Origin of the sequence: Pseudomonas sp. G.S.17 (genome assembly GCF_038096165.1) — a bacterium.
GTDB lineage: Bacteria > Pseudomonadota > Gammaproteobacteria > Pseudomonadales > Pseudomonadaceae > Aquipseudomonas.
Genome location: NZ_CP151076.1, coordinates 422,348 through 442,147 on the forward strand (window position 1 = coordinate 422,348; position 19,800 = coordinate 442,147).

General features: G+C 57.4%; 20 protein-coding genes and 1 tRNA gene. 11 read left to right on the top strand and 10 right to left on the bottom strand.

Features of this window, described 5'->3' with window-relative positions; translation table 11 throughout:
* Positions 1–51 precede the first annotated feature (51 nt).
* Positions 52–309 (top strand): bacteriocin immunity protein, encoded by a 258-nt coding sequence (locus AABC73_RS01965; protein ID WP_341522235.1) that lies wholly within the window; start codon positions 52–54, stop codon positions 307–309.
* Between the two features lie 159 nt (positions 310–468).
* Here the strand turns inward: AABC73_RS01965 and AABC73_RS01970 are convergent, their stop codons facing one another.
* Entirely contained in the window at positions 469–954 is a 486-nt protein-coding gene (locus AABC73_RS01970) for a hypothetical protein (RefSeq protein ID WP_341522236.1), read from the bottom strand.
* A gap of 74 nt (positions 955–1,028) precedes the next feature.
* Positions 1,029–2,036, bottom strand: coding sequence for an AraC family transcriptional regulator (locus tag AABC73_RS01975; protein WP_341522237.1), 1,008 nt, complete (start codon positions 2,034–2,036; stop codon positions 1,029–1,031).
* 100 nt (positions 2,037–2,136) lie between these two features.
* Here AABC73_RS01975 and AABC73_RS01980 point away from each other — a divergent pair, with 100 nt between their 5' ends.
* The gene (locus AABC73_RS01980; protein WP_341522238.1) at positions 2,137–3,201 is read left to right on the top strand and encodes a fatty acid desaturase; all 1,065 of its coding nucleotides are present in this window, start codon (positions 2,137–2,139) and stop codon (positions 3,199–3,201) included.
* A gap of 901 nt (positions 3,202–4,102) precedes the next feature.
* Here AABC73_RS01980 and AABC73_RS01985 read toward each other — a convergent pair.
* Complete coding sequence (locus AABC73_RS01985; RefSeq protein WP_341522239.1) at positions 4,103–4,585, bottom strand: TIGR02391 family protein; 483 nt, start codon at positions 4,583–4,585, stop codon at positions 4,103–4,105.
* Positions 4,569–5,294, bottom strand: a complete 726-nt coding sequence (locus AABC73_RS01990) for a DUF5343 domain-containing protein (protein ID WP_341522240.1) — start codon at positions 5,292–5,294, stop codon at positions 4,569–4,571. The genes AABC73_RS01985 and AABC73_RS01990 overlap by 17 nt, the downstream gene beginning before the upstream one ends.
* Positions 5,295–5,623: 329 nt before the next feature.
* On the opposite strand from AABC73_RS01990, the gene AABC73_RS01995 reads away from it, so the two are divergent.
* The 3 genes from AABC73_RS01995 (at position 5,624) to AABC73_RS02005 (ending at position 7,867) form a co-directional block, all read left to right on the top strand.
* Positions 5,624–6,238 carry a recombinase family protein gene (locus tag AABC73_RS01995; protein WP_341522241.1) on the top strand — a complete coding sequence of 205 codons (615 nt, stop codon included), beginning with the start codon at positions 5,624–5,626 and terminating at the stop codon, positions 6,236–6,238.
* A gap of 25 nt (positions 6,239–6,263) precedes the next feature.
* Positions 6,264–7,046, top strand: coding sequence for a hypothetical protein (locus AABC73_RS02000; protein WP_341522242.1), 783 nt, complete (start codon positions 6,264–6,266; stop codon positions 7,044–7,046).
* Between the two features lie 83 nt (positions 7,047–7,129).
* On the top strand, positions 7,130–7,867 hold the full coding sequence (locus AABC73_RS02005) for a hypothetical protein (RefSeq protein ID WP_341522243.1): 738 nt from the start codon (positions 7,130–7,132) through the stop codon (positions 7,865–7,867).
* Between the two features lie 134 nt (positions 7,868–8,001).
* On the opposite strand, the gene AABC73_RS02010 is transcribed toward AABC73_RS02005, so the two are convergent.
* The 6 genes from AABC73_RS02010 to panM all read right to left on the bottom strand — a co-directional run bounded on the left by AABC73_RS02010 (position 8,002) and on the right by panM (position 14,243).
* Entirely contained in the window at positions 8,002–9,750 is a 1,749-nt protein-coding gene (locus AABC73_RS02010; protein ID WP_341522244.1) for a DUF6538 domain-containing protein, read from the bottom strand.
* Positions 9,751–9,854: 104 nt separating this feature from the next.
* Positions 9,855–9,930, bottom strand: a tRNA-Phe gene (locus tag AABC73_RS02015).
* Positions 9,931–10,031: 101 nt separating this feature from the next.
* On the bottom strand, positions 10,032–10,304 hold the full coding sequence (locus AABC73_RS02020; protein ID WP_065835336.1) for an oxidative damage protection protein: 273 nt from the start codon (positions 10,302–10,304) through the stop codon (positions 10,032–10,034).
* Positions 10,301–11,368 (bottom strand): A/G-specific adenine glycosylase, encoded by a 1,068-nt coding sequence (gene mutY / locus AABC73_RS02025; protein WP_341522245.1) that lies wholly within the window; start codon positions 11,366–11,368, stop codon positions 10,301–10,303. The genes AABC73_RS02020 and mutY overlap by 4 nt, the downstream gene beginning before the upstream one ends.
* 148 nt (positions 11,369–11,516) lie before the next feature.
* The gene (locus AABC73_RS02030) at positions 11,517–13,736 is read right to left on the bottom strand and encodes an AsmA family protein (RefSeq protein ID WP_341522246.1); all 2,220 of its coding nucleotides are present in this window, start codon (positions 13,734–13,736) and stop codon (positions 11,517–11,519) included.
* A gap of 78 nt (positions 13,737–13,814) precedes the next feature.
* Positions 13,815–14,243, bottom strand: coding sequence for an aspartate 1-decarboxylase autocleavage activator PanM (gene panM / locus AABC73_RS02035; protein WP_341522247.1), 429 nt, complete (start codon positions 14,241–14,243; stop codon positions 13,815–13,817).
* 255 nt (positions 14,244–14,498) lie between these two features.
* On the opposite strand from panM, the gene AABC73_RS02040 reads away from it, so the two are divergent.
* From AABC73_RS02040 to hisF, 6 genes are all read left to right on the top strand, one after another.
* Positions 14,499–16,160: an OFA family MFS transporter gene (locus AABC73_RS02040; protein ID WP_341522248.1), complete on the top strand. Its 1,662-nt coding sequence runs from the start codon at positions 14,499–14,501 to the stop codon at positions 16,158–16,160.
* Between the two features lie 260 nt (positions 16,161–16,420).
* On the top strand, positions 16,421–17,014 hold the full coding sequence (hisB, locus tag AABC73_RS02045) for an imidazoleglycerol-phosphate dehydratase HisB (protein ID WP_020291744.1): 594 nt from the start codon (positions 16,421–16,423) through the stop codon (positions 17,012–17,014).
* Positions 17,014–17,652, top strand: a complete 639-nt coding sequence (gene hisH, locus AABC73_RS02050) for an imidazole glycerol phosphate synthase subunit HisH (RefSeq protein ID WP_341522249.1) — start codon at positions 17,014–17,016, stop codon at positions 17,650–17,652. Before hisB ends, hisH begins: the two co-directional genes overlap by 1 nt.
* A gap of 5 nt (positions 17,653–17,657) precedes the next feature.
* Positions 17,658–17,918, top strand: a complete 261-nt coding sequence (locus tag AABC73_RS02055) for a DUF2164 domain-containing protein (RefSeq protein WP_341522250.1) — start codon at positions 17,658–17,660, stop codon at positions 17,916–17,918.
* Positions 17,919–18,063: 145 nt separating this feature from the next.
* A complete protein-coding gene (gene hisA / locus AABC73_RS02060; protein ID WP_065835343.1) occupies positions 18,064–18,801 on the top strand; it encodes a 1-(5-phosphoribosyl)-5-[(5-phosphoribosylamino)methylideneamino]imidazole-4-carboxamide isomerase in 738 nt (245 codons plus the stop codon).
* Positions 18,802–18,894: 93 nt separating this feature from the next.
* The gene (gene hisF / locus AABC73_RS02065) at positions 18,895–19,665 is read left to right on the top strand and encodes an imidazole glycerol phosphate synthase subunit HisF (RefSeq protein WP_020291748.1); all 771 of its coding nucleotides are present in this window, start codon (positions 18,895–18,897) and stop codon (positions 19,663–19,665) included.
* Positions 19,666–19,800 lie beyond the last annotated feature (135 nt).

Sequence of the window (19,800 nt, forward strand, 5' to 3'; positions counted from 1 at the left end):
TAGAGTCACCACGCCTAAGAATCATATTGATATTCATCGGGAGCTAAAGTGATGGATGCAAAAACTAAACTTTCGGATTATACCGAATATCAATTCATGAAGTTTATTGAGGCAATACTGGATGCTGAGACTGAGAGTCAGCGCGACGAGCTGATTTATCATTTCAAGACTGTTGTTCCACATCCAGCAAGTACCGATCTTCTGTTTTATCCCGAGGATGGTGCAGATGATTCAGCAGAGGGAGTGGTGCGAACCCTACAGGAATGGTGCTTGGCGACCGGTCATCCTGGCTTCAAACCGCGCTTTTGATCCGCGTTATCAGCTATGCCAGATGGAACCTCACAAATGTGAGGCCTGGGCAACCCACGCGGCGCGAGTGGCAGTGAAAGAACAGGTAGCCGCGAGTCGGCATCAGTCAACTGATCACCGAATCGTTCTCGGTAGCGCCATGGCCTGAAGCAAGTTGGCTCAGCGAGCCGGCTTCTCGTTGCGCTTGAGCAGCAGGCGCGAGGCTTCGTTGTAGTCGGTCTGGAACGAAGTGCTGCCGATCCATTCAATCGCCGCGTCTTCGTCTTCCTCGTAGAACATCGCCCGGTAGGTAATCAGCAGGCCCATCATGAAGTCGGTGGCTGGCTCTTCGTCTTCTTCGGCGATGACCAGTTCCAGCACCGGGTATTGCAGGAACACCACGCACATCGCCAGCTGGCTGATGGTGTGCGCGGCTTTCATGGTCTGGAACAAATCGTCGAAGTCGGCGGGGTCGAAGCCGTTTTCTTCAATGTCTTTGAAGTCGAAGGTGCTCAGGTCGATTTCGACGTCATCGAATGGCTGGTTGACCAGCGGCGACGCGAAAACCGGATGCACAACGTTTTGCGCCGGTTTGCTGGAGCGGTTCTGTTTTGCCTTGGCTTTCGCTCGTTGGGCGCGTTTGTGCTGTTTGTCTGGCGAGGCCATGGGCTTGGGTCCTGTTGCGGTCGAAGGTTTCACAGGCCGCTATTGAAACGCAGACAGTTGGATTTACCAAGGCGCTATTTACCGACGCCTTCGCGATATTGACCGGGCGACTGCCCCGTCCAGCGTCGGAATGCGCGGCTGAAGCTGCTGGTGTCGGCAAATCCAAGCAGATAGGCAACCTCGCTCAACGAATTGCGCGGATCGCTCAGATGCTGCAACGCCAGGTTTTGTCGCACCTCGTTGAGCAGCAGATCAAAGCGGCAACCTTCGTCGGCCAGATGCCGCTGCAAACTGCGCAGGCTGACATGCAAGGCCTGGGCAATGCGTTCAGCGGAGGGTTCGCCCTCGGGCAGCTGTGCTTCGATGATGGCGCGCACGCGACGTTCCCAGGTCAGCGGCTGGAGTTGCTCGAGGGTGCGGTTGAGCACGGTTTCGTTGTGCTGCGCCAGTTCCGGGTTGCCATCGTCCAGATGGCTGTCGAAATCGGCACAGTCGAACTCCAGCAGATTCTCCTCGGCGGCAAAGAATATCGGCGCCCGGAACACCTGGCGCCATGGCGTAGGGTCGGCCGGTTCCGGACGTTGCAGGTGCACCGCCAGCGGCGCGTAGGTTCTTCCCAGCCGGTTGCGGCAGGTGCGCACGTAAATGGCGGCAAACGCGTCCAGCGCTTCATGAGCTGGCGCTGGGCTATCGACCGGCACGCGGAAACGAAACCGATAACGGTCTCCGGCGCGTTGCAGGTCCAGTTCGAGCGCATCGCTGACCACCGGGTGATAACGCACGATGCGCTCGAACACCTCGCGCAACGACCCGCTGGCTACCAGCGCATAACCCAGCGCATGGAAGGTGGTCGGGCTCACAAAACGGGAAACCCGCAAGCCAATGGCCGGATCGCCGCTGGCCTGGACCGCCAGCTGCCACAGGCGCGTGGTGTCGCTCACCAGATAGCGGGCGTTGGGATCGTCCATCAATTGCGGGTCCAGCCCTGCCTCCCGGCACAGCGCAACGCTGTCCAGGCCCGAAGCATCGAGCTGCTTGCGCAAGGCGCGGGTCCAGCTGGCGAGGATGCTTGGTTCGTGCATACAGATTGGCGCTTCCGGTCAACAGGTTGGCGTCCAGGGGCGCGCGGTGTTCCGCAAGTCCGCGCACAGTGCTTTCACTTCATACCTAGAGGATGGAAGCATGCATGACACTTCTGCAAGTCCCGCCAGACTGAATGCGCAGCAGCGATCGGCACATATTCGCGCCGTGGTGATGGAGCGCGGTGCAGAACTGCGGGCGCGCTATCCGACTCTCCGTTATCAGGACGCAATTGGCGTCGGCATCCTGTTGTTCGCCCTGACGGGGATGATCGTCAGCGCCGCTTTGTATATCGGCGGCTATGTGGCCTGGTGGGTGTGTCTGTTGTTCAACGGGTTTTTCGCGTCCCTGACCCACGAACTTGAACACGACTTGATCCACAGCATGTATTTCCGCAAGCGACGCATCCCGCACAACCTGATGCTGGCGCTCGTCTGGCTCGCACGCCCCAGCACCATCAATCCGTGGATTCGTCGACATCTGCACCTTAACCACCACAAGGTTTCCGGCACCGAGGCCGATATGGAAGAGCGCGCCATCACCAACGGCGAACCCTGGGGCCTGGCGCGGCTGCTGATGGTCGGCGACAACGTGATGACCGCGCTGATCCGCATGCTGCGAGCGAAAACCCCGGCGCACAAACTCAGCATTCTCAAGCGCACCCTCAAGGTCTATTTCCCGCTGGCCTTGCTCAACTGGGGTTGCTGGTACGTGTTTCTGGGCTTCCACGCAGCCAACGGCGTTGCCAGCTTGCTGGGCTCACCGATTGTCTGGTCGGCGAACACAATGGCGGTCATGCAGGTGATCGACATCGCGGTGGTGGTGCTGGTCGGCCCCAATGTCCTGCGCACGTTCTGCCTGCACTTCGTCAGCTCGAACATGCACTACTACGGCGACGTCGAACCCGGCAACGTGCTGCAGCAGACCCAGGTCATGAACCCGTGGTGGATGTGGCCGATGCAAGCGTTCTGCTTCAACTTCGGCAGCACCCATGGCATTCACCACTTCGTGGTCAAGGAGCCGTTCTACATCCGCCAGATGACCAGCCCGGTGGCACACAAAGTCATGGCCGAAATGGGCGTGCGCTTCAACGACTTCGGCACGTTTGCCAGGGCGAATCGATTTGAGCGGGAAGAGGTGCGGGTTCAGGAAGAGGTGCGGGTTTGACAGGGGGGGGCAGCGGACGTGCGGACTCCGGTAGGACCGGACTTGTCCGGGAAGGCGTCCGTTCAGGCACTGGAGGTAGGGCAGGTGGATTGAGGTTGGCTGGCCTGGCATGGTGTTTCCTCCGTATAGAGAGGAAAGCGTAGGGCATGGGCATGAGCCAGGAACGCAGGCTGACGAATTGCAGGCAAAGAAAAGCCCGCGATGGGGATCAGCGGGCTCAAGGTGTTGAAGGAGCTGAATAGACCATACGGGTCGAGACGTGAAAAGCTCGTGAACGACCGGAATGAAAAAGCCGGGCGTCTGGCCGGGCTAGTCGCCTCCAAAACGTTCGTGACCTGGTCCATCCTATCCACAACCCGCAAGGGAGCGGTAGGAATCGCACACAACAAAAAACCCGCACAAGGCGGGTTTTTTGGGTTTCAGATGATTGTGTAGCACCACCTGAATCTAATTAGTGGTGCCCAGAGACGGAATCGAACCGCCGACACTGCCTGGGAAACTGTAAGCCCGCATAGACTGGACCTCCGAAGAGGTTCTTCAGGCTGTAGTGTACTCGCAATGTGTACTCAGAGTATAGATGTAAGCTGGAGTTGAACGACGATATGAATACTTAGAGTCGGAGCTTGGAAGAGTGGAAATGGCATTGTTAAAAATGAATGTCTGTCGCCAATAGGGGATCTGGTAGATCACAGGCTCTTCAGATTCGGAGTGGTGGAAGGGATCCCCTACTATATGAAGGGGTCTGACATGAGAAGCCAGGGAGGTCTATAGATGTCAGTTAACGGTTACGTTAGCGATACCGAACGGAAAGCTTCACCCGTAATGAGGCTCGGGTTGAAGATGCGAAAAGAGCCGAATGTGAGCTTGTAGGAAAGCTCGTATATGACCGGATTTGATTTATCTACCAAACGAAGCTGCTCTGCTCTAACCGACGAAGTAGTAAAGACGCCAGCGCCAGGTGGTCGAGGCAGACATCCGGGTCATCACTCATATCAGTATCATGCCCTCTTGGATTTCTTATTGCCATAATCGAGCCGGAGAAGAGAAAGCTATAACCCTTTTGTTCGTCAATATCGCTCGTTGATGTTAAGTTGGTGAGCTTTATGAGGGGGTTGTTTTCGTTAAATGCCCTCATCATCAGCTTATAGCCTGATTCGTTTATCTTTGCTATTTTCTGTATTACTTTGTCTACATATTTAAATGCCTCGAAAGTTGCTTCGGCGCAATGGCCGTTATCGAAGAGCTTTCGCACTTTTTGAGGAAGCTTTTGGTGTACATTTCTTTGATCAAAAGGGTGCAGGTTAATACTTTCGACACTCTCTCCAGAGTCAAACAACTTTGCCCTGCGAACAATTAACTCAAAGGCTTCAAGCGACGTTTCCATTCAGTAGATTCTCTCGAATGCTTTTGAAAATACGGTCATACGTCTCTTGATCCCCGCCCGCTGGAAGGTTGATCTCAACTCTGACAGTCAGCGCCATTCCCCCATTAGAGCTTGCATTAACGGGTGGTGAAATGCTTGTTGGGGTGACAGCAATTGAGGCAGATGATTGAACATCGTCCTGCTGAGGGGCAATGGGTCGAGATGCAGCAGCCTTGCTACGTGGTGGTTTAGTACCAGTTTTTTCGCTTCTCTGGACCTTTGGAGCGGGGGGCTTCGCGCCATCAATCTTGCCGCTCAGTGTGCCAAATGACTGAAAGGTAGAGGCTTGCCGTTTGCCTACAATTTCACTTGTGCCGTCGGTGTGCCTGAAATAACCGATTAATTTTGCACTTGGTAATGCCCAAGCGTTTTCGCCATGTAAAGTAAAAAGGTCGTCATACGCTGCCTTCACTATCTCGCTGAAGCCTGCTTGAAAGTCCTCGTCATCGTGTTGGCTAAATACGGCCCCTACGGCGGGCCCCTTTTTTCCTTCAGAATCCAATATGCCGAGGAAGCGAAGTGAATTTATTATGTATGTTTCGTTGTTTGGTGCGATCCCAAGTTTTTTCATAGTGTCGGCACCGAATGATGCCGGGAATGACCGCCGAAGTTGTGCAATGGTTTGGGAAAGCCCAGCGCTGCTTGTCACATAAGGATGTTTGACGGCCACAGATGTATCCCTCTCTACGTCGCTTTTTGAATCTTCCTGATCAGTAATACCATAACAGAATTAATTTTTGGCGCAAAATTTCGAGCTCCCTGGGCCAATTGACTTATGTCTTGGTTCCCCCCTCGGGTCCGGCGGCCCCCCCCCTGAAGCATGACCGAAAGTTGACCTCTGGACGAGTTCCCAGGGGAGCATGTGTTATTCATAGAGGGTCAAAACGTACACCTTGTGAGCCATGCCAGCGCGTAGGGGTCAAGGGTGGCTCATTGCTGTTGAATTTATTTGAGCCACTCGGTAGACTGTGAGCCATACGTTTTGAGCCAGGGGGTGTTATGTCTGAAACAATCGCCTATCTCCGGGTCAGCTCTGGGGATCAAACAACGAGTACCCAGCGGGCGGCCATTGAGCAGCGCTTCAAGGTGGATCGCTGGTTTGCTGACGAGGCGACCTCAGGGGTCATCAAAGCCAGTGCCAGGAAGGGCATGGGTGAGTTACTGAGCTACGCCCGTCAGGGGGACACTATCGTGGTCTACGCGATTGACCGATTGGGCCGCGACACAATCGATGTGCTGGAAACGGTAACGGCTCTTAAGGATAAGGGCGCAGCAGTTGTTTCGCTGCGTGAAGGCTTCGATATGAGCACACCAATGGGGGAGATGATGCTCACTATGCTTGCCGCTATGGCCAAGCTTGAGCGTGTAAATATCAAAGACCGGCAGATGGCTGGCATTCAGCGTGCTAAGGCCGAAGGTAAAAACCTGGGGCGAGAAAAGGTTATTGATGACCTGCAAGTAGTCCGGTGGCGTGAGAAGAACAACGCGAGCATCAGTGCCACAGCAGAGCACTTCGGAATCTCGCCTGCGTCCGTTAAGCGCGCCCGTCGCGTAGCTGTCACGCCGCCACAGCCTCAAAAGGTGGTTGACTCGCTGGGCGAACGCGATGCGTAGGTTGCAAGCAGGAGAGACCCTAAGCATGCCTGTCGAGTGTCCTCTCAGTCAGCCATGGATGTATCAGCGTTCGGGCATTTATTACCTCAGGGTCCGTCCCAAGGGGGGATCGAAGGAATCTGTTACCGTCTCCCTCCAAACCTCAGACAAGCAGATTGCCGAAGCTGCCAGTAAGTTGTTGATGTCCTCCCTGTACGACTTCCAGCATGACAATCCTGCTGCCGAATGGCGGGATCTTGCTGCGCATCTGAAGAGTGCTTCTAAGGCTGTTTCTCCGTTGTCTGAAGGGGAATATCTCGATGCTGGGCCCAAGGTATATGCAGAGGTCCTGTCTGAGCTTCAGCAAGCTGTGGCGGCCCGTAAGAGGAGTAAGGCAGCGGCTCTGAGAGACTCTTTTGCCAGGCGGGGGGTGTCTAACCCTATCGGCAAGTTTACCTGTCCGCACTGCCTTGAAGACGATTGCGATGTTGAGTATGTGAAGCCGTCTCTTAAGTTTCCAAGCGGATGCAGTGGAGTCAGTGAGGCGGACATTGATGCGGGACGTTGCTTTCAGTGTGGCGGCGTATCTTACTGGATTGTCGTCGACTCCAATGCTGCGCCAGACCGGGCTGACCTGAAGAGAAGGCTCTTATTTCCTCTTGTTACAGATGCAGGGTCTCGTCTGTTTACCAGGTTCATAGCAGACGGTATTCGGGGAAATCCCCAAGCCTTGGACAACTTCATTGAGAACATCAAAAAAGGTATCCCTTTGGAAGAGTTCGCTAAAAGGGCCGAGCTCAGGGCCAAACATGACAAGGGAGCATCGTAGGGTTGCGCTTCGAGCCGAGCTCGTAGGCTCCAGACTGGAGGCAAAAGTCCTCACTCATAGATAAACAACTATGAGGACTCTCCATGGAAACTCCCGCTGTTTCTTCGCAGCAGATTGTTCAAACTGAAGAAGCTATCGAGCTAAGTGCCGTCCGACTACTTGAGCAGGGACAAAGTATACGAGCTGTAGCCGAGTCTACTGGCCTCTCTCGCAGACAAGTCACGAAGTTGAAAGCGAAGTTAAACAAAGAGGACTGTGGTCCTTTTGGTGAGGTAGACCATCCGTTCATTTCCCAGCAGCAGGCTGTGGCTAAGACCCTGGCGTTGAGTGTTCGCCCTGAGGGAGTAAAGCGCTCGGAGCTCTGGGCTATTCTCAAAGCTCGTTTTGGGTTGGTGAAGAATGAGCTCACGGGAGCCTTCGAGCTGGGAATGACCAAGCATCAGTACCGGTACCTCAAAGAATCCGTGCGGGCCGCTGGGCAGGCTGAAGTTACCCCTTTGTTTGTTCCTGAGTGGATGCCTCGACATGATGCGCTTGAGGCTAACCGTGAGTTGCTCAGAGCTGCATCCGATCTTCAGGACGTGATGACCGAGAAAGTACTTGAATTTTGCAGTCGTTTTCCTGGGACATCCTTCAAGTGGGTCTTTCAGGAGTTGCTCAACTTGGCTGCTCCTGGTGTTTATCCCGGCTCAGTCGAGGCCCTGTGTGAGCGGAACTTGGAGGTTGCCGAGGAGTTAAGTCGGAGGGTTGGTCGCAGGGTGGTCCAGGAGGTCAAGCCTGTGTTCACTTCAGATGCTGAACTGGAGGCTCTCTGCGTTTGACCTTAAGTGGGCCACTCAATATCTCTGTGGGGAAAAGCGGGCCACCGTGTCCGCATCCCTTGATGTCCAGGAGGGAGGCTTCCTGTGCCCAGGTGGACCTCCTTCGGACGCGCATACGGTTGGCTCGCTTGAGCCTATCTGTATGTCTCGGTCGATGCTTCTGGTTTCTCCAAGAGCCCAGCGAGCCGAGCGATACTTGGAAGAGTGATCAAATGTTCACGCTGAATATGGAGTAGTTGGCGTTCCCCATATTTGCGACTGACGGAGCCGTTATCGTGTCCTGTCATTGCATCGTGCACTTCTTCAGGAATCCCTGCCTCTCGACACATCGTTTTGAAAGCGTGGCGGAATCCGTGAGCTGGCCTGACGGGTGACTGTAAGCCAACAACTTTTTTCAGATACTCGCCCCAGCGTTTGCCGAAGTTATGTCCATACCATCCGTCAGGGCTTGGGGTTAGCAATGGGAACAGTTGGCCGTCCTGTGGAAGCTCGGCGACATAATCCAAGAGACCCAACTCGATAAGGTCCGGGTGCACAGCGACCGCCCGGTGGCTGCCAAGTGTCTTCATCGTGCGCTTGTCATTACCGTCCTCCTCCGGCGTAGACATCAGGTCCAGATACCATATCCCGTCCTCGCTCTGTCTCACCTCGGATGCTCGCATCTGCGCAATCTCTTCACGGCGGGCACCCGAGTAGCAGAGAAGGAGTGGCAGCCAGAACCATGCTTTACCGAACGAGGCACGTGGAGGCAGCCATTCACCTCGGAAGGCGGGGCTGGAGAAGATTGTGATGAGCTCGGTCCGAGTGTACGACTTACGTGGAGCAGTACGAGCGGCTTTGCTGCTGGCTTTGGCGAGCTGCTGGGTAATCCCGGAGGTGGTCACGGGGTTTTCGGCCAGATACTCCATTCGAACCGCGTAGCTAAGAACCGCTGAGAGGGCCATTAGGCGGTTTTTTACCGTGGCTGTGCTAAGGCGAGGTAAATCCAACGCATCGGCCTTGGCGATCTGTTCTGGAGCGTTTAAAGCTCGTATTCCATCGCCCTTGCTCGGAAGGCGGCGCAGGAAGCCTTGGAACTCCTCTACGGTCTTGCGTCTGATGCGTTCAACTGGCAGGTCGCCCAATAGCTCGATGAAGCGATTGATTGTCGCTTGGTATTCGCCTATGCGCTTTCGCACGTCTCGACTATCGCCGTCAGTGTCACGTGCCCTGCGAGCCCAAGATTCGAAGACCTCGGATAGCTTGTTCTCTTCGCGTTCATGTCGAGCAGTGTCGAAGCTGATTGGTGCCTCTGGCGGCATGCTTAGTGTGGTCGCGTGGTCATCGTGATAGCGCTTGAAAGCGATCTCCGAGAGTTCCAGTTGTTTCGCAAGGAATGCTTCCCGAAGTTGGGTCTCGAAGGCTGAGCCATTGGTTGCCGGAGGGAGGTTGTGCCGAGAAAGCTCTTCAGAAATGAGCTTGTCGAGACTCGCCATGCGACGTGCCCCAAAGTCGCGCCGCTTGAGTATGTCTCTCGCTTTCCCAGCGCCAAAGCAGGATGCAAGTGTTTCTACATCATCGTCAGTGCAAATGAGCCATTGCTCAAAATTTCCTGATAGCTCGGAGTCCTCAAGCTCTCGCTTTGCCCACCATGCGGCGATCTGTATGGCATCACGCGCAGCGGGTTGGAAGTCGCCCTGATTCTGAAGGCGAGTCCGGCCAAAGAGCTCTTCGGATTTTGTCCACTCTGATGCGAAGCGAGTTTTGGCTTCGATCCGGCAGGTAGTCTCAAGGCTGCGCTTGTAGAACTCGCCGAATTGAGGGAGGTAGGGCTTCACGTCCTTCGGGACGCGGCGGCGAATGTAGTAGATGCCGCTTCTCGGATCTTTCCAGGGTTGTGCCATGAATGCCATCGTGTACCCGCCATGTGTACTCAGTTGGGCGGGCTACAGCTACTCCAGATACACAAAACCCCCGAAACCTTGCGGAATCAGGGGCTTAAATGTTTTGGTGCCCAGAGACGGAATCGAACCGCCGACACGGGGATTTTCAATCCCCTGCTCTACCGACTGAGCTATCTGGGCAACGGGGCGCATTAGACGTTTTTTTCAGGGGGTCGTCAACGGGTTTTTTAAAAAAATTTGAATTATTACCGTCGCTTACGACCCGCACTGCTGGAAACGCTTTATTTTTCGGGGGGAACGTAGCCGTCGGCCTTGGCGTATTCCTCGCCGGATAGGAACTTGTCCATCTCGGTTTGCAGGAATTTACGGTCTTCGGCGTTCATCATGTTCAGGCGACGTTCGTTGATCAGCAGGGTCTGGTGTTTCTGCCAGTCGCCCCAGGCTTTCTGGGAGACGTGGTTGAAAATGTCTTCGCCTTTGGCGCCAGGGTAAGGGGCGCGTTCCAGGCCGGGCAGTTCTTCTTTGTATTTGCGGCACATTACGGTGCGGGTCATGACGACTCTCCTGCATTCAATACGTCGGCTGCGCGTTTCAGCAGCTTCTTCACCGGGGCGGCAAGGCCCAGGCGCGGCGGGGTGGCGAGGTTATACCAGAGCCAGTCGGCCTCGGCCACGTGGTGAGCGGACTCCTCGACCTGGACCAGCCAGGGTTCGATGCTCAGGCGAAAGTGGCTGAAGGTGTGGATCAGCCCCGGCAGTTCGTGGTGTTTGCCCAGCTCCAGCGAGTGTTGCAGGGCCAGGTGTTGCAAATCGGCGAAATCATCCAGTTCCGGAAGGCTCCACAATCCACCCCACAAACCCGAGGAAGGGCGGCGATAAAGCAGAATCGCGCCATCGCGGTTGGCGAGCATCGGCATCAGCGTGCGCTTCTGCGGGACGTCCTTGCGCGGTTTGGGGATCGGGTAGCGGGTTTCCAGGCCCAGCAGGTGCGCTTCGCAGCCACTTTCCAACGGGCACAACAGGCAAGTGGGTTTGCTCCGGGTGCACAACGTTGCGCCCAGATCCATCATCGCCTGAGTGTAGTTATTGACCCGCGTGTGCGGCGTGAAGCGCTCGGCAGTGGCCCAAAGCTGTTTGGCGACCTTCGGCTCACCGGGATAACCCTCCTGCGCCGTGTAGCGCGCCAGAACGCGTTTGACGTTGCCGTCGAGGATCGGCGCGCGCAGGCCCATGCTCAGGCTGGCGATGGCGCCTGCGGTGGACAGGCCGATGCCGGGCAGCAGAATGAGTTGTTCCACGTCCCGGGGGAATTCGCCGCCGTGATCAGCGACGACGATTTTTGCGGTCTTTTGCAGATTGCGCGCGCGGGTGTAATAACCCAGGCCGGTCCACAGGTGCAGCACTTCGTCTTCCGGCGCTTCGGCCAGGGCTTGCACGGTGGGCAGCGCCTCCATGAAGCGGTCGAAGTAGTTGAGCACCGTGCTGACCTGAGTCTGCTGCAACATGATTTCCGAAACCCACACCCGATACGGCGTGATGCCTTGTTGCCAAGGCAAGTCGTGGCGACCATAGCGGTCGTACCAGTCCAGTACAGCGGTGGAAAATTGCTCGGGTTGCATTGCTTGGTCCGGGTTGATCTGGAGGCGTATGGGTTGTTGTAGATGCGGCTGTAGATGCGGCTGTAGGAGCGGCTTTAGCCGCGAGATACGGTCTCGCGGCTAAAGCCGCTCCTACATCTACAGCCGGTCGTACAAATCGGGAGCGTTTCTAGCGCTTGAACAGTCCGCGCAGCGCGTCCTTGAGTTCCGGGCTGACTTTGTCGCCGAGTTTTTCTTCGATCTTGTCACCCAGCTTGTCGCCCGCCAGTTTCGCGGCGACCTGGCCGAGGCCTTCCTTGTCCAGACGGCAGGCCTTGGCGCCCAGTTCCAGCGGGCCACGGCAGCGCACTGGCCACTCGATGCCGACATAGCGCGGATTCACTTCGCACGCCGGATCAGGCATCTCGGTCTTGTCGCCTTCGATGATGATGCCCACGCGATAGTTCATGCCCAGTACGCGCAGGTCGACGTCGCCATCGCCATTCACGGTCAGGCCGGGAATCCGCACTTTGAGGTCAGGATTGCTGGCCACGCCGTTACGGAACACCAGATTGCCGTTGAGCTGCTGGAAAGGCGTGTCCTTGCCGCGCGGCTCGCCGCTGAGGGTTTTGCGGTTGAGCAGGGAAATGCCCTGGCACAGCTGTTGTTCGAGGTTGGCGTTGACCAGTACGCCATTGTTGAGCATGAAGCTGGCGGTGCCGTTGAGGCTGTCGATCAGGGCTTTTTCGCTGTTGCCCTTGCCGTTCAGGTCACTGTTGAGAGTGAGCAAACCTTTGACCGGCGGGGTTTGGCCCTGGCTTTGCAGAACGCTTTCGATGGGCACTTTGGCGACGCGGGTCTGAACGCTCACCAGCGGTACGTCCGGGCGTACGTCAAGGTTGCCTTTGACTTCGAAATTGCCGTTGTACAGATCGCCACGCAGGCTTTCGAGGCTGACTACGCCGTCCAAAGCCTTGGTTTTGAGTGCTGCGTTCTGAATCGGCAGTTTGTCCAGCGTCAGCGTGCCGAAACTCAGGTCGGCATCTACGTCCAGTTTGCGCATGCGTTCCAGCGGCAGCAGTTTGCTGGTGCTCCAGGCCGCTTTGGTAGGTTGCTCCGGCAGCGGCGTCGTACCCGCGCCGGCGACAGCAGCCGCTTCGCCACTCTGAACTTCGGTTTTGCGCGCGGCTTTTGCCCCTTTGATTTCTTCGCTTTCGGCCGGACGATAACGGTCGGCATTGAACGTGTCGCCCTTGAGTTGCAGGCGCAGCGCCTGTTTGGCGAAGTCATCCACGGCGATGCGGCCGGTGAAGGCGCTGTTATCGACCTTCAGGTTCAGGTCTTCCAGCGCCACGCTGGTTGGCGTGCCGGTCAGGCGGGTGACCATTTCGACCTTGCTCAGGCTGCCTTCAGCCATGGCCGGCAGCGTCTGGCCGACGCTGTCGAGGAAGGTGCGCAGGTCAAACTGGGCAATCGACAGGCCGCCGCTGAGTTGCGGGGTTTTATCCAGTTCGCGAACGTGCAGTTCACCCAGGGCGCGCAATTGGTTGGCGGACAGCTTGAGGCTGGTCCATTCGGCGACGTTCGCTGCCAGGTCGACCAGTAATTGCCCTTGGGCAGCGAAGGTCACGGTTTTGCCTTGCAGCGGTTCGCCCGAAGCTTCGCCGGACAAGCGCATGTCTTCAAACTGATAACGCTTGAGCGCCCGGTCCAGGCGCAGCTCGCCAACCAGTTCGGTCTTGGCACGTATTACTGGCTGGTTGGTGGCCAGGAAAGCCGTCAGTTTGATCGGAATCTCGGCGCCTTCGTGGATGGCGCCGGTGCTCAGCTGGATGCTTTCGGCACTGAAGGACTGGCCTTTGCGCGCATCGGTGTATTCGACCCGTGCGTTATTGACGGTCAGGCTGTCGATATCCAGGCGGATGGGCTGCGCGGCCTTGTCGGGCCGGGTCGCAACGGCTGGGCTGTTGTCGGTGGGCGGTGGTGTGGCGCCGGGTTCGGCAGGTGCGGGTTTGCCGATATCTTCCCAGTTGCCATGACCGTTTTCGTCACGATTGAGGCTCAGGTTCAAGCCTTCGACACGCACGTCGCTCATCTGTACCTGGCGGCGCAACAGCGGCAGCACGCGCACGGACAGACCGAGCATTTGCAGGTCGGCGAAAGGTTTGGTGGGGTTGGTCAAGGTGGCGACGCTGGCTTCATGCAGCTCCAGGCCAAGCCATGGAAACAGGCTCCAGCCGATGTCGCCGTTGAGCGTGAGTTCCACGTTTGCCTTGTCGCGTGCCAGTTGGCGAATCTCGTCTTTATAGTCGTTGGGATCAAACAGATGACTCAGGGCGAAACCGAGAGCCACGATGATCAGCAACAGCCCGAGAACAAACAGTCCCAGGATTTTGCCGAACGCTTTCATGGGCGAGTCCTTGTATTCGACGTTCAAAATATGCCCGCGAGTATAACGTCCTCACGCAGGTACCGGGCCTTGGATGCCTCACGCACAGCTTGTCCCAGGCTCAGGCACTGGGGAAATCTGCAACTCTACGTGGAGTTTGGCCGCCAGAGTCTGGACTTCGAGTGCCTCGGCGGTTGCCAGCAAGCGTAGCGTGCAACCAGCATCTGCGGCCGATTTCTGCGCATGAATCACCAGACGTTCAGCGACCCCGCGCCGGCGGGTGAGGGCGCGCACGCACAAGTGCGACAGTTCCCAGACTTGCCCGTGCCTTTGCAGGCGCGCTGCGCCCAGCAAGCGGTCATTGAAGCGGGCGGCAATCAGTGTGTTGTTCTCCAGCGTCGACTCAATGAGTTGCGACGCATCGTTGAACGGCGCGAACAGCCAGGGCGGGGCGTCTCGGTAGATCTTCTGTAAATCCCCCTGGTCCTGGTAAGTGGCCGACTGCAGGGACTCGACAACGATAGGCATGATGTTTCCTTTTGCGGGGTGAAGGCGTCTGGATAGTGCTGAGCCGGCAACGGGCTAATTTTGGCGTCAAAAAACTGATGGCAGGTTGCCTCTAATGCTGCGGCAAATGCTAATCTCTCGCTTTTGGTGCAACAGGTGCGTCGTTTTGTCACGTAACTGGAAATGGCGCCGATAAGAGAGCTGTTGCCCGTGCGAATGGACTCGGTGTGCAGCAACCAAGGCCTTGCGAGTTATACACAATTGGGGAATACAAAAATGAGTTCAAGCACTGTGTTGGACGGCCCTGCCGTGCAGCCTGCGTTCTTGTCCAAAGAGCGCATCATCGCCAAGCCCGGTTTCAACCGTTGGCTGGTTCCACCTGCGGCACTGGCAATCCATCTGTGCATCGGCATGGCGTATGGTTTTTCGGTGTTCTGGTTGCCGCTGTCGAAGTCCGTTGGCATCACCGCACCGGTCGCTTGCGCACCGGATATGAGCTTTTTCGCGCAGATTTTCTCGTCTGCCTGCGACTGGCCGATCTCGATGCTCGGCTGGATCTACACTCTGTTCTTCATCTTCCTGGGTTGCTCGGCGGCCATTTGGGGCGGCTGGCTGGAGCACGCGGGTCCACGCAAGGCTGGCGTTGTTTCGGCATTGTGCTGGTGCGGAGGCCTGTTGATCTCAGCCCTTGGGGTGTACACGCACCAGATATGGCTGATGTGGATAGGCTCGGGCGTGATCGGCGGTATTGGTCTGGGCCTTGGTTATATCTCGCCGGTCTCGACCCTGATCAAGTGGTTCCCGGACAAGCGCGGCATGGCTACCGGCATGGCGATCATGGGTTTCGGCGGCGGCGCGATGGTCGGCGCACCCTTGGCAGCCGCGTTGATGGGGCATTTCGCTTCGGCCGGCAGTGTCGGCGTATGGCAGAGCTTCGTGGTGATGGCGGTGATTTACTTCGTCTTCATGATCGGCGGCGCCTTGTCTTATCGTGTTCCACCAACCGGCTGGAAACCTGAAGGCTGGACCGCTCCGGTCAAGAAAGCCAGCAACGCGATGATCACCCACCGCCACGTGCACGTGAACGTGGCCTGGAAAACCCCGCAGTTCCGTCTGGTCTGGCTGGTGTTGTGCCTGAACGTTTCAGCGGGTATCGGCATTATCGGCATGGCTTCGCCGCTGTTGCAGGAAGTGTTCGCCGGCAAACTGCTGGGCAATGGATTGACCTTCAGTCAGCTCGATGGCGATCAGCTGAAGCAGATCGCCGCTATCGCTGCGGGCTTCACCGGTTTGTTGAGTCTGTTCAACATTGGCGGACGGTTCTTCTGGGCATCGTTCTCGGATTACCTGGGGCGTAAAAACACTTACTTCGTGTTCTTCGCGCTGGGTTTTGCGCTGTACGCGTTGATTCCGGGCATGGGCCATCTGGGCAACATCGCGCTGTTCGTCGGTGCGTTCTGCGTCATTCTGTCGATGTACGGCGGTGGCTTCGCAACGGTTCCGGCGTATCTGGCGGACCTGTTCGGTACGCAGATGGTCGGCGCGATCCATGGTCGTCTGCTGACGGCATGGGCAGCGGCGGGTGTGCTGGGTCCGGTGTTGGTCAACTACCTGCGTGAGTATCAGCTGAGCCACGGCGTTGCTCGTGCCGATGCCTACGACATCACGTTGTACATCCTCGCCGGTCTGTTGGTGTTGGGCTTTATCTGCAACCTGCTGGTACGTCCGGTTGCCGACAAGTACTTCATGACCGATGCCGAGCTGGCTGCAGAGCAAGCAATCGGCCACGACAAGGGCGCGGATCACACCACCGTGCTTGAGTGGAAAGCCAATCCATCCACCAAGCCGCTGGCTATCGCTGCCTGGCTGGCAGTGGGTATTCCGTTGGCGTGGGGTGTGTGGGTGACCTTGCAGAAGACTGCGGTGTTGTTTCACTAAGACTGACGCCGCGCCTACCGACGTGTAGGACTGGCTTTAGCCGGGAGCGTGGCATTTCTGACAACGGAAATGCCGCGTTCCTGTTGTCCTTCTCGCGGCTAAAGCCGCTCCTATGTATGGAGCGTTTTTAGCCGTCGACCGCCAATAACCCCCGTAATTCGTCGTCTTCTTGCTTTCCCTTCTTCTGTTTGCTTCATGCCAGGCGCCTTCTAGGCCTATAATGATCGCCTTTTTCGCCCAATGATTTTGCGGAGCTGGTGATGGCCGAACGTAAGGCGTACGTCGAGCGCAATACTCTGGAAACCCAGATCAATGCCTCGATCAACCTGGATGGCACCGGAAAGGCCCGATTTGATATCGGTGTACCTTTTCTTGAGCACATGCTCGACCAGATCGCCCGGCACGGGCTGATCGACCTGGATATCAACTGCAAAGGCGACCTTGAGATCGACGACCACCACACCGTGGAAGACGTCGGCATCACTTTGGGTCAGGCCTTCAGCAAAGCCATCGGCGACAAGAAAGGCATCCGTCGTTACGGCCACGCCTATGTGCCGCTCGATGAAGCGCTGTCGCGTGTGGTCATCGACTTCTCCGGCCGCCCTGGCCTGCAGATGCATGTGCCTTTTACCCGCGCTGTGGTCGGCGGTTTTGACGTGGACCTGTTCCAGGAATTCTTCCAGGGCTTCGTCAACCACGCCAATGTCTCCCTGCACATCGACAACCTGCGTGGCACCAACACTCACCACCAGATCGAAACCGTGTTCAAGGCTTTCGGCCGCGCGCTGCGCATGGCGGTTGAGCTGGACGAGCGCATGGCCGGGCAAATGCCTTCGACCAAGGGTGTGCTCTGATGCAGACGGTCGCGGTTATTGATTACGGCATGGGCAACCTGCACTCGGTCGCCAAGGCGCTCGAACACGTTGGCGCGGGCCGGGTTCACATCACCAGCGACGCCAATGTGATTCGCGAAGCCGACCGCGTGGTGTTTCCAGGCGTCGGCGCGATTCGCGACTGTATGGCTGAAATCCGCCGCCTGGGTTTTGATTCGCTGGTGCGCGAAGTCAGCCAGGATCGCCCGTTTCTCGGCATCTGCGTCGGCATGCAGGCCTTGCTCGACAGCAGCGAAGAAAACGGCGGCGTGGACTGCATCGGCATGTTCCCCGGCCAGGTAAAGTTCTTTGGCAAGGATCTGCACGAGGACGGCGAGCATCTGAAAGTGCCGCACATGGGCTGGAACGAAGTGACGCAGGCGGTGGATCACCCGCTGTGGCACAACATTCCGGACCTGGCGCGCTTTTACTTCGTGCACAGCTTCTATATCGATGCCGCCAATCAGCGCCAGGTCGTTGGCCGTGGTCACTACAGCGTCGATTTCGCCGCCGCGCTGGCTGAAGGTTCGCGCTTTGCCGTGCAATTCCACCCGGAGAAGAGCCATACCCATGGCCTGCAACTGTTGCAGAACTTCGCCGCGTGGGATGGTCGCTGGTAATCGCCATGGCTAAAGCGAAAGGCAAGCCGCCGATCCTGACCCTCAGTCCCGAACATGAGCAGCAGGCTATCGACAAGCTCAAGCGCCTGTTCTCTCAGCGCTTCGAACTGGACCTGGGTTCGTTCGAGGTCGCCGAAGTGCTGGAGTTGTTCACCAACGAGATCGCCCGGCATTATTACAATCGCGCGATTTTCGATGTTCAGCAGCACCTCAAAGAGCGCTTCGAGAGCATCGAAAGCGATTTATGGGCGCTCGAAAAGAATTGAAGAATTGAACAATTGAACAACACGTAGGAGCGGCTTCAGCCGCGAGCAATGTTGCGAGCAATGTTGCGAGCTCAAGGCCCTTACGGTCCTTATGGCCCTCGCGGCTAAAGCCGCTCCTACGGTTCCCTTTGACGAAGGAAAAAGCATGCTGATTATCCCCGCTATCGATCTTAAAGACGGTGCCTGCGTGCGTCTGCGCCAGGGCCGAATGGAAGATTCCACGGTGTTCTCCGATGATCCGGTGGCCATGGCCGCCAAGTGGGTCGAGGGCGGCTGCCGTCGTCTGCATCTGGTCGATCTCAATGGTGCGTTCGAAGGTCAGCCAGTGAATGGCGACGTGGTGACTGCAATCGCCAAGCGCTACCCGAACCTGCCGATCCAGATCGGTGGCGGCATTCGTTCGCTGGAAACCATCGAGCATTACGTCAAGGCTGGCGTGAGCTACGTCATCATTGGCACCAAGGCGGTCAAGAATCCCGAGTTCGTCGCTGAAGCCTGTCGCGCGTTCCCCGGCAAAGTGATCGTCGGCCTGGACGCCAAGGATGGTTTCGTCGCCACCGACGGCTGGGCTGAAATCAGCACCGTGCAAGTGATCGATCTGGCCAAGCGTTTCGAAGCCGATGGCGTGTCGGCGATCGTTTATACCGACATCGCCAAAGACGGCATGATGCAGGGCTGCAATATCCCGTTCACCGCTGCCCTGGCTGCGGCAACGCGGATTCCGGTGATTGCTTCCGGTGGCATCCATAACCTGGGCGACATCCGCGCCTTGCTCGACGCCAAGGCGCCGGGGATTATCGGCGCCATCACCGGTCGTGCGATCTACGAAGGCACGCTGGACGTGGCTGAAGCTCAGGCGCTGTGCGACCAGTACCAACGCTAAATCGCTTTACGACGTAGGAGCGGCTTTAGCCGCGAGGGCGCTCTCCCGGCTGAAGCCGGTCCTACGGTCCAATCCGTTTTGGAGATTAAGCCCATGGCCCTGGCCAAACGCATCATCCCTTGCCTGGACGTCGACAACGGTCGTGTGGTCAAGGGCGTCAAGTTCGAGAACATTCGTGATGCGGGCGATCCGGTTGAAATCGCGCGTCTCTACGATGAGCAGGGCGCGGACGAGATCACCTTTCTCGACATCACCGCCAGCGTCGATGGCCGCGATACCACGCTGCATACCGTGGAGCGCATGGCGAGCCAGGTCTTCATCCCGCTGACCGTGGGCGGCGGCGTGCGTACCGTGCAGGACATCCGCAACCTGCTCAATGCCGGAGCCGACAAGGTTTCGATCAATACCGCAGCGGTGTTCAACCCGGAATTCGTTGCCGAAGCGGCGCAGCATTTCGGTTCCCAATGCATCGTGGTCGCCATTGACGCCAAGAAGGTTTCGCTGCCCGGTGAAACCCCGCGCTGGGAAATCTTCACCCACGGTGGTCGCAAGCCGACCGGCCTGGATGCCGTGCAGTGGGCGATGAAGATGGAAGAGCTGGGCGCCGGTGAAATCCTCCTGACCAGCATGGATCAGGACGGCATGAAAAACGGCTTTGATCTCGGCGTGACCCGGGCGATCAGCGATGCGCTGGGCATTCCAGTGATTGCGTCCGGTGGCGTCGGCAATCTGCAACATCTGGCTGACGGCATCATCGAAGGCCACGCCAGCGCCGTGCTGGCCGCGAGCATCTTCCACTTTGGCGAATACACCGTCCCCGAAGCCAAGGCGTATATGGCCAAGCGCGGAATTGTGGTGCGCTGACACCGCAAGCTTAGTGGGAGCGAGCTTGCTCGCGAAGGCGGCTGAGGTCTGAAAAGTTGTGCTGGCTGTGCTTGAGTCTTCGCGAGCAAGCTCGCTCCCACAATGGATGTGCATGTCTGCAACGCTCTGGACAAG